Annotated in this window: 8 protein-coding genes and 1 pseudogene; 3 read left to right on the top strand and 6 right to left on the bottom strand. The window is 44.4% G+C overall.

The features are described from left to right. Positions 1-163: 163 nt before the first annotated feature. Positions 164-871, bottom strand: a complete 708-nt coding sequence (locus QUA27_RS13940; protein ID WP_333068607.1) for an ABC transporter ATP-binding protein — start codon at positions 869-871, stop codon at positions 164-166. 324 nt (positions 872-1195) lie between these two features. Between QUA27_RS13940 and QUA27_RS13935 the strand changes: the two genes are divergently transcribed. After that, on the top strand, positions 1196-2038 hold the full coding sequence (locus tag QUA27_RS13935) for a PEP-CTERM sorting domain-containing protein (protein WP_333068606.1): 843 nt from the start codon (positions 1196-1198) through the stop codon (positions 2036-2038). A 237-nt stretch (positions 2039-2275) separates the two neighbouring features. Here QUA27_RS13935 and QUA27_RS13930 read toward each other — a convergent pair whose 3' ends face one another. Continuing rightward, positions 2276-3055, bottom strand: coding sequence for an ABC transporter ATP-binding protein (locus tag QUA27_RS13930; protein ID WP_333068605.1), 780 nt, complete (start codon positions 3053-3055; stop codon positions 2276-2278). Positions 3056-3348: 293 nt separating this feature from the next. Here QUA27_RS13930 and QUA27_RS13925 point away from each other — a divergent pair, with 293 nt between their 5' ends. Next, positions 3349-4128 carry a hypothetical protein gene (locus QUA27_RS13925; protein WP_333068604.1) on the top strand — a complete coding sequence of 260 codons (780 nt, stop codon included), beginning with the start codon at positions 3349-3351 and terminating at the stop codon, positions 4126-4128. Here the strand turns inward: QUA27_RS13925 and QUA27_RS13920 are convergent. Continuing rightward, complete coding sequence (locus QUA27_RS13920) at positions 4074-4955, bottom strand: class I SAM-dependent methyltransferase (RefSeq protein WP_333068603.1); 882 nt, start codon at positions 4953-4955, stop codon at positions 4074-4076. The two genes, QUA27_RS13925 and QUA27_RS13920, sit on opposite strands and share 55 nt — an antisense overlap. Before the next feature lie 99 nt (positions 4956-5054). Continuing rightward, a complete protein-coding gene (locus QUA27_RS13915; RefSeq protein ID WP_333068602.1) occupies positions 5055-6620 on the bottom strand; it encodes an ABC transporter permease subunit in 1566 nt (521 codons plus the stop codon). Positions 6621-6884: 264 nt separating this feature from the next. Between QUA27_RS13915 and QUA27_RS13910 the strand changes: the two are divergent. Continuing rightward, positions 6885-7457 (top strand): annotated as a pseudogene (locus QUA27_RS13910) (Uma2 family endonuclease). A 133-nt stretch (positions 7458-7590) separates the two neighbouring features. Here QUA27_RS13910 and QUA27_RS13905 read toward each other — a convergent pair. After that, entirely contained in the window at positions 7591-8667 is a 1077-nt protein-coding gene (locus QUA27_RS13905) for a branched-chain amino acid ABC transporter permease (RefSeq protein ID WP_333068601.1), read from the bottom strand. A 155-nt stretch (positions 8668-8822) separates the two neighbouring features. Beyond that, a complete protein-coding gene (locus QUA27_RS13900; protein WP_333068600.1) occupies positions 8823-10184 on the bottom strand; it encodes a branched-chain amino acid ABC transporter substrate-binding protein in 1362 nt (453 codons plus the stop codon). Between the last annotated feature and the right edge of the window lie 361 nt (positions 10185-10545).

Raw genomic sequence — 10545 nt, 5'->3', positions numbered from 1 at the left:
CAATTCCGGTTGCACTCCTCCGGAATTGTTGACTGTTGACTGTGAAATGTTGACTGTTTGAACAATACCGATGCAACCGGAAACGATATTATTTGTTATTTGTTGGTTTTTGGTTGTTAGTTGTCAGTTTCAATAACCAATGCCCAATGCCCAATGCCTATATTTAACTTTCACCTAAATACGCTTTGCGAACAGTTTCGTTTGACTGCAAATCGCTAGCACTACCAGCGACGACAACCTGACCGGTTTGGATAACATAGCCGCGGTGGGCTACACTTAAAGCCATGCGGGCGTTTTGTTCCACCAGTAAAATAGTTGTTCCTTCAGCATTAATATCGCGGACGATCGCAAAAATTTGACTGACTAACATCGGTGCCAATCCCATACTCGGCTCATCCAATAATAACAAGCGGGGGCGCGACATCAAAGCCCGGGCGATCGCCAACATTTGCTGTTCGCCGCCGCTGAGAGTTCCCCCTTTTTGACTAATTCTTTCTCGCAAACGAGGAAATAAATTTAATGCTTTTTCCATATCGGACTTGATACCGAGAGTATCGTTGCGGAGATAAGCACCCATTTCTAGGTTTTCTTGCACCGTCATGCGCGGAAAAATCAACCGCCCTTCGGGACTTTGAGAAATCCCCAAACGGACGATCGCCTCTGTAGATAGTGCTTCTAAAGGCTTTCCTTCAAATAATATAGTGCCTTGGCGCGGCCGCAGCAGTCCTTGAATCGTGCGGAGAGTGGTCGTTTTCCCCGCCCCGTTGCTGCCGATTAATGTCACAACTTCTCCCTGCGAGACTGTTAGCGATACTCCTTTGAGAGCGTGGATATTTCCGTAGTAGGTGTGAATGTCTTTAATTTCCAACATAATTACTCTTTCTGCTTTGTGCTTTATTATATTATCCAGACTAATTATAAATTTTTATTGCATTTATTTAAAATTAACTTTTTTTAGAGTAATCAGTAATTTTACTTAGATTAACACCAGCCCTAGCTCCCATACAATGTATTTTTAGTAGCTGGGGCAACCAACTTTACATAATTTTTACTTAAAGACAAGATTTCTTGACAGTAGCTTTACAAAAATCTCTAAGTAAATAGGTAGTATTAATGCGTAAGCGCAATCAAGCGCTACACGTTACCAATAACAGCAATTAAAATTTTTCAATTTTCAAATTTAAGGAGATTTACAATGAAATTCAATCACAGTACCGGAGCGATCGCATTTTTATTAGCAACTCCTTTAGTAACCAGCTTGAGTGTAGGTATAGCGCCCAGCAGTGCTGCCACAATAGCCGGTTCTGCGGCAGCAGTAAAGATTTACAACTTCAGTCACAACACGACTGAGACAGGTACATCTACTAATACTAACACTCAGACAATAGCTAACAGCGGTGCAGTCATTAGCCAAGCGAACGCTGAGGCCTTTTTTATATCTAACTGTCACGAATTGCTGGCAGCAAATCTATCGCAAAGTGGAGTCGCAGGCAGCGGAAATAACTATTCCGGTTTAGCCCAAAGTCAAGCAGCAGTTATCGGCGACTTCTTCATTGATTCCGAAGAAACTTTTTCCTTCACTTTTCAGACATTTTTAGCTCTTTTAACCTCAGTTGACTACCCCCAATCCGAACGCACCAGGGCGAATGGCAGTATATCTTTCTGGGTGATTAACACTGTTACTAACATTTTGTTAGACTCTTTTCAATTTGCGATCGGTTTAGACTCTTCTAGTGGCTTTTATGCAAATGCCTTCGTTAGCAAAAGCTTTAAACCTACACAAATCAACTTTAATTTTCTGGCTCAAGAAAGTGCAGCAGCTAGCCTCCTGTATACTTCGGGGGTATATTCGCGGACATTCAACAACGCCACTAACTTAAGGTTAGTAGAAGTTAAGAACAATATCGCAAAGACAGAAGCAGAAGCAGAAGCAGTTCCAGAACCGAGCACAGTATTAGGTACTGCAATATTTTTAGGATTGTTTTTCAGGCACAGAAAAAACAAAAAAGAAATGTCGGCCTTCAAATCAAAAGTTTAGGAAAAACCCCGAATTTTAATCCATAGGGTGTGCGAGGCGCACATCCTATTGTTTCCGTTGAATTGCTCGTTATAAAATTCTGTAGTCCGGGGCGGTTTGATAAATATTATTGGTTTGAATGACAGATTCTTGGTCAAGCCCGCCCTAATTTTATTGCGGTTAATTTGCCGGGATTCTCTTACTTTTTCGTATGGTTCGCACTCCGCACCTCAGTTATCTGTCGGCAGACAATACCGATTATCCATGTCCATCTTCTTCTTTTCCCAAATATGCCTCAATCACGCGAGGATCGGCGCGAACTTGATCGGGAGTTCCCTCAGCAATTTTAGTACCGTACTCCATAACACTCACGCGATCGCTAATTCCCATCACCACCTTCATATCATGTTCAATCAGCAAAATACTCAAATCCAACTCATCGCGAATCCGATAAATAAAGCGAGTTAAATCAGCCGTTTCGTTCGGGTTCATCCCGGCAGTCGGTTCGTCCAAAAGCAACACTTTCGGATCGGAAGCCAAAGCCCTGGCAATTTCCAATCTCCGCTGATCGCCGTAGGAAAGGTTTTTTGCCAACTCCGGCGCTTTAGAAGCACCTAAACCGACAAAATCCAGCATACTCAAGGCTTTTATTTTAGCTCCTCGTTCCTCTACAATCACAGCCGGAGGGCGGAGAATTGCGCCCAACAAACCTGTTTTTAATCGGCAGTGTCTGCCTACTAAAACATTATCCAGCACAGTCATATTGTTAAACAAGCGGATATTTTGAAAAGTTCTAGCAATGCCGAAAGTTGTCAGGCGATCTGGAGGCAAACCAGTGATATTTTTATTTTCAAGTACCAACTGTCCCCCACTCGGTTTGTAGATACCCGTCAGCATATTAAAAAAAGTAGTTTTGCCCGCACCGTTGGGCCCGATCAAACTGGCGATGGATCCTTTTTCCAATGTTAAACTCACTTTGTTGACCGCAGTCAAACCGCCGAATCGCATGGTAAGTTGCTGTGCTTCTAATAATGACATTGGGGCTGTTTTTCCTAATATTAGTTAAGTTGTTATAGATCGGATTCTATATAATACCAAATCCGCTCGGTTAAAGTGCGTCAGCTTGCCTGTGGTGGGATGCTGGTTACGACACCGAAAGATTTGGGCATCGGAAGGCGTTACAGAAAGTCTTGGGCTAAGCTTCATGACTGCGTTTCGGTTTAAGGTTTCCCCTTGAGTTTAAGGACAAAAAGGGTGGAAAATTAAATTACATTGGTAGTTTTTCAGGAGGATCGGCTACTCTAGTAAGGGGTAGTATTGAGGCGGGAACTATGATGAAGCTTGGTTGGCTGGTGCGATCGCGAAGCGTCTCCGCAGAAAAATCGCCAAACAACGACTTAGGAATCGGAAAAGTTACCGAGCTATCCTACTCTACAGCAACAGTTGAATACTTCTGCTCAATTGGGCAACGCCTTGAAAAAACCTTACCCTTAACTTCGCTTTATAGAGTTCAACTCCCGCCTCAGACACGATGCTACATCCAGCCAGAAAGCCAGGATACATGGATAATTGGCCGAATTTTTGACTGGGACGAAGACAAAGGTCTGTATCGAATCGATCTACCCGATAAAAAGATAGCATTAGTTCCTGAACATGAAATTTACGTTCGCTGCAACCTACCCATGGATGACCCCATCGAAACTCTAGCGATGAAAGGTCAGGAAACGCCCTACTTTCACGATCGACGTTTAGCTTTTGTCAAGTGTCTCATCGAACAACGCGCTGTCAGTCGCGGGATGACAGGGCTGATTTCTGCCAATATTGACCTTTATCCTCATCAAGTTGAAATTGTCCGCCGCGTACTCGAAGACCCGATTCAACGTTACCTCTTAGCTGATGAAGTTGGACTGGGAAAGACGATCAAATCTGGTGCTATTCTCCGCCAGTATCTCCTCGACGAACCCCGACGTACCCTCCTGCGTTTTCTAGCGTACAGAAAAAGTGCGATCGTCTTTGCTTTGATAAGGTGCGTCAGCAGCAAATTGTTTGAGTGGAGTCAAATCTTTTTACTGACGCCCCCTACTACATTTTCTAACGTACAAACAAAATAGAACTTAAAAAGATTAGATTCTAGCGAACGACCAGGGCGATATTGTGTGTGTAAATCTGCTGTCGAAAAGTTTTCAATAACTTTGAGATGGAGTTCATCAGCCAAAGCTGCAATGTTTTCAAACCCAGTAATCCACGGTGCATACATACTTTCGTATTTATCTATGTAATCATTGATATCTTGGTAGCCCGTCGTTCTCAAAATTACCTTTTCCGACATATAATCAAAGGACAATCGAAAATTATCAAGCTTGTTGCGAATTTGTTCTAACACAAATATTACATCTTTTTTGTCAAGCAAGGTTGTGTTGCCTTCCCACAAAAAATAGGTCGGTCGAGTGAAATCAAATTCACTCTGTTTCAGCAATGAGATTAAACCGTCTTTTACGTAATTGCCGGGAAGATAGCGAACATTAGCAGTAACTTTGTTAGCTGTGAGAGTTTCTGCTTTTAATTGAAGAGTCGCGCCGTCGTCTATTTCAAAATAAATCACTCCTTCTCCATTAATTCTAGCAGCGCGAGTATCCAAACCCGAACCTAAAATAACTACTTGCTTACAACCTCCTAAAATTTGATTTGACAAAACATCATCAAAATATTTAGTCCGCAACTTAACCATTTCTTTAGCGGCGGGAGAGTTTTGAGCTATTTGGCTAGCTACTTTTTTTGTTTCCTCATTCAGCCAGATTTTTACTACATTATCAGTGTAGAGAGGAATTGCCTCTTCATTCTCTTCTGCTCTAAATTCCGCAACGATAAAAGCAGTACCAGTTACATTTTTCATGGCTAATCTTTCACCCTTACTAAGTAGTTGGTTACAAATAAACATTAGATGGGGACGGGGGTGTTTATACACCTAAACTCCCTTGCATCCTAGATTCTTAGCTAAACCTGCCTACAAAATACTATGGTTTTTGCCCTTACCTACTTATTGACTTCTCGAATCTGCTAAAGAGTCATTGCTCGCTTCAGCATCCGAATGCAGTTCAGCTTGGTGTATCTTATCAGGAATCAGCCCCTCCGGCCGCACGAGCATCATGACAACAAGAGTTAGGCCGAAGAGAAATAAGCGCATTTGAATCGGGTCTAAACTGGTGGCGAGAAACTCTTGCAACTGCGGAATTGCAATCCTGGGGAGTACAAAAGTATTCAGAAAACCCTTGAGAACTTGCGCTAATTGTGGCAGATAAAGCCGATCGGCAGACATGATAATGATAGCGCCCAAGATCACCCCGGTCATGTTGCCCAAACCGCCTAAAATCACCATACACAGGATGATTACCGACACCGAGAAATCGAAAACGCTGGGAAAAATTGCGCTTATATAAGCCGCGTAAAACGCGCCTGCAAAGCCCGAAAAAGTCGCTCCCATCGCAAAAGCCGAAAGTTTGGTTTTGACCAGGTTAATCCCCATCGCACTAGCCGCTAATTCATCTTCGCGCATGGCATTCCACGCCCTGCCCAAGCGGGAATCTCGCAGCCGCGAAATCATGAAGTAAGCGAAGACAACTAACAGCAAAATTAGGTAGTACCACGGAAAGTAGTTGCCGGTGCTGAAAGTGCCGACGATGGGGAGAGATGGACGCCCGATCGGGTTTATTCCCGCTTCGCCGCCGGTGAGGTTAAAAGGTCGATCGCACCCAACCAGACACAGCACCAAATCGGGTTTCCCCAACAGGGAAGCAACAATCTTTGAGACTGGTTCATCGATGCGAATCGCGGTTAAATTCCTAAAGACAACCGGGATAATTTCGCCAAAACCTAGGGTAACGATCGCCAAATAATCCCCCCTGAGTCGCAGTGTCGGAATACCCAGGATTACGCCCGCGATCGCAGCTACACCAGCCGCGATCGGCAATACCACCCAAAAATTCCAAGCAATATTTAACTGCCCAGAAGATAGCAAAGCTGTCGTGTAAGCGCCGATCGCAAAAAACGCCGCATATCCCAAATCCAACAAACCCGCAAAACCCACAGTAATATTCAAACCCAGCGCCAGCATAATAAAGATTTGAATCTGTACTACAGTAGCAATCCAGCCAGTCTGAGCCTGAATGTCGATAAACGGAAACAGAATTAGAATAAAAGCTAATGTCACCAGAGTTGCCAGCCGCTGGCGTTCCCCCTGCAAACCCTGCAAAGCACCCATTAACGTAGCTGTCAAAATTGCGATCGTCAAACTGCAAATCCCGTACAGCAGCGTAGTCGGCAAAGCAACAGCAGATTGACCAGAAAAAGGTCTAATCAAAACCCCTTCTACCACACTTGCAATTAATAGCCAAACTCCCAATCCCAATCCCGCTAAACTGCCGATCGCAGCACCCATTTTCGGGCTGTAAACCTTCTGCTCCCGACAGCTCATAAAGCCCGCAGCCGTACCCATCAGCCAGCCGATCACAGTGCCGCTCCAACCGCCGAATAACAGAACAGTCAAAGAGGCGATAGCCCCTAAAATACCGCTTGATTTGATCGCATTAATTATTTTTTTTGACATAGGAATAAATTATTAGTCATTAGTTATTAGTCAGCCGTCAGTAGTTAGATGAAAGAATGCTAGGAATCGCAGTTATAGATGCGACTGACGCGGGCAGTGCAAATTTCTGCCTCAATCAATGCGATCGACCGCTGGCAATGAAAACTGCTGAGCGGGCTAGCTACAGTTTAGAGTCTTTTGAGAGCGATTGTTTCACCACAGCGATCGAAACTTCAAATATACTGGAACTGTTACCGAAACACACTTCAAACGGGCGATCGCTATATGTTACAAGCACCTCAAAAAATTATCACCCTCGACGAGTTTTTGCAACTCCCAGAAACAAAACCCGCTAGCGAATACATCAAAGGTGCGATCGTACAAAAACCTATGCCACAAGGAAAACACAGCAAACTACAAGGCCGACTCGTAACAGTCACCAACGACATCGCATAGAAATCGCAAATTGCCCTAGCCCTACCAGAACTTCGCTGCACCTTTGGCGGACGTTCTATTGTTCCCGATGTCGCGATTTTTGTTTGGAATCGTATTCCCCTAGACGCTGACGGCGAAATTGCCAATACATTTAATACTCACCCAGACTGGACAATAGAAATTTTGTCCCCAGCCCAAAGCCAAACCAAAGTCACAAACAATATTTTGCACTGTTTGAACGCCGGTTGTCAGATGGGTTGGTTGCTCGATCCCGATGAAAAAAACATTTTAGCCTATCCCGCAAGGCAGCAGCCGATTTCATTGCAAGAACCGACAGATATACTTCCAATGCCTAAATTTATGCCGCAAATGCAGTTGACTTTAGGGGAAGTTTTTGGCTGGCTCAACCCAGGGAATATTTAAAACGTAAAATAACCTAAAACGTAAAACGCGAGCGCTGTTAGTACCCCAAAGATTTAAACAAGTCGGAGGTCAGCCTATGCTGTTTTTTTATGTTTACTTAAATGTCTCTTGCCATCAATTCCACCCTGCAATTTCAAACCTTTTCCTGAACATTTTCGCCCAACAAACCCCCTGGTCGAAAAGCCAAAATCACCACCAAAACCCCAAACACCCAAGCATTAGTCCAGCGGCTCGACAAATACTGATCGCTCAAAGACGACAGCAACCCAATCAAAACCCCTCCTAACATCGCCCCCACAATATTGCCAATCCCCCCCAAAACCGCCGCCGTAAAAGCCCTCAAACCTGCAGTAAACCCCATCGTAAAAACAATAGTATTGTTGTACAGACCAACCAGAATCCCAGCCGAACCAGCCAAAGCTCCCCCAATCAAAAAAGTTAGAGCAATAATCTGATCCACATTAATGCCCATAATTTTAGCAGCATCGCGGCTTTGAGCAGTTGCCCGCATCGCCTTTCCCAGACGAGTGTATTGCACAAACACATGAAGCAAAACCATCAATACCACCGCCACCACCAACACAATTAAATCTTTCGTAGTAAATACAATACTCGTTTGAATTCCCAAAGCTTTGAAAATATCAACTCGCGGTAACAAATCGGGAAAACTTTTCGGCGCAGCAGAATTAGAACCCATCACCGGAATAAAAGCTTTCAATCCTCCCCAAAACAGGCCCATATTTTGGAAAATAAAAGAAACTCCAATCGCAGAAATTAAAGGAGCCAAACGGGGAGCATTTCGCAAAGGTCGATAAGCATACTTTTCGACAACAATATTCAGTCCCGCACAAAACACCGAACATACAATTAAAGCGACTAACATCACCGGTATAGCAATACCTAAAGGCGCGCCGTCTTGAATGCCAAAAGCCCCGAACACTGTTAGGGAAGCAAAAGCACCCAACATATACAAATCGCCGTGAGCAAAATTGATTAACTCAATAATTCCGTAAACCATCGTGTAACCCAGAGCAATAATTGCAATCAGCGCGCCGTTGACAAGACCCACTAATAATTGTTGGATAAAAACTTCAGGATTGCTGGCTATTTCTCCAACTATTTTTGGCAGCTCAAATCCTGCGATAGGGCCTAATAGCAAAACTATATAAACTACACCTAGATATAAGAGAATACTTTTCCAGTTCTTCATGTTTTTGAGTAATGGGGAATTAGGAATTGGAAATTAGGAATTGGAAATTAGGAATTGGAAATTGGGAATTGGGAAGTTAAAAAATTTAAATAATTTTTCTTCCCTCTTCCCTCTTCCTTCTTCCTTCTTCCCTCTTCCTTCTTCCTTCTGATTAATTATTCCGTCTTGAGCGCATTTACGAACTCCCACTTGCCGCCCTTAACAACATTTCCTGACATTGTAGTCAAGCTTGTGTCGCCGTTGGTGTCAAAACTCCAAGTGCCGAGTACCCCGTTAAAATCTTTAGTTGCCAAGACAGCTTCGCGGATCGCAGCGCGGTCATTTTTGCAAACTTTATTAATTGCGCCGATCGCAACTTTAGCAGCTTCATAGGCGTATGCTGCATAAGCTTCCGGTTCAGCATTATATTTTGCCTTGTAACTTTCATACCATTTCGCACCCACACCAGTCAATTCTTGAGGAGGCAAGCCGCCAAAAGTAGCATAAACTCCTTCGGCATCTTTGCCTCCGGCATCAATTAAAGCTTGATCTTTAATGCCGTCCGGCCCCATGAACTTAACTGTATCAGCCGCCATCCCGACATTTCTCATGTCTTTAATTATTTGTCCGGCGTTGCTCTGAGTAGTGCCGCCGAAGTAAATCAGGTCTGGATTTAAAGCTTTGATCTTATTCATTAACGCCTTATAGTCGCTAGCTTTAATATCAATTCCCTCTCTTCCGAGGACTTGAATTCCCAACTTTTTAGAAGTTGCTTCAAAAACATCAGCGATGCCTTTGCCGTAGAGTTCTTGGTCGTCGAGAATGTAGACTTTTTGCACGCCTAAAGATTTTGCCCAGTTGGCAGCTACAGCTCCTTGAAGGTCGTCAGCGGGGACAACGCGGGTGAAATTGCGAGTGCCTGCGGGATAATAAACGTTGGGTTCTTTGGCTTCGCCTTTTCCTGGTTTAGTAAGTCCCGGATAAGTGTTAGCCGGACTAATCATGACGATGTTAGCTTGGTTGAGCACGGGAATGGAAAGTTTGGCGGCACCGGAGTTATAGTGACCGATGGCGGCAACTACTGAACCGTCAGCGACGGCTTTGTTGGAGTTGGACGTTACTTGGGCTGGGTCCCATTTGCCGGCGGCGGCGGTGGCATCGTCGAGCACTTCATATTCGATTTTGATTTTGCCATCGCAAGCTTTGGAGTCGGTTTCGGCAAGGGCTTGTTTGATACCGTTGACCATTGTTTGAGATTGACCCAAGGCGCTGCCTGTCATCGGGAGCATGGAGACAATTTTGACAGTATTTGGGTCTCCGGGGCTGCTAACTGCGACGGGAGTGGCTGCGGGACTGGTTCCGGGGCTGGCTCCGGGTGTTGTGGCGGTGGGTGCTTGAGGATTTTGACAGCTAGCGCACACAGAGGCTATTCCGGCGGCAAAAAGTAATTTCCGCAGTCCTGCTGCGCCGAGATTCTGTGTTGAGTTAGTTTTTGGGGGTGTGGCACTTTTGCCCTCTGACTTCTTGGAAAAGTTCATAGGTTCGTTCGTTTGTTGCTTGCGTCTTAGCATATTTTCACTGTTTTAAGTATGTAGTCAAGAGTTAGCATAAATTTTCAAATTTTACGCCAACTTTTAAAGATACACCGCTGCTATAAGAAGTTCGGGACTTGGGACACATCTCCTGTTTCTCGTTCCCAGGCTCTGTTTCTCCTTCCCAGGCTCTGCCGGGGAATGCGTACCGGGAGGCTCTGCCTCCAGCAAACAAGGCAGAGCATCGGGAAATGGGTTTGCAGGCAGAGCCTGGGAACCAGTTAAATGACTTAAAACCAGTTAAACTTGTGAAAAACTAAAAGGGAAAGGAAAATACTGATTTCCTTTCCCTTTCTCAACCCCCCAG

Origin of the sequence: Microcoleus harperi Pol14_C6 (assembly GCF_036701295.1) — a bacterium.
In the GTDB taxonomy this organism is placed as follows: Bacteria; Cyanobacteriota; Cyanobacteriia; order Cyanobacteriales; family Microcoleaceae; genus Microcoleus.
Note: the sequence above shows the minus strand (reverse complement) of the source record. Positions and strands in the feature narration are given on the sequence as shown.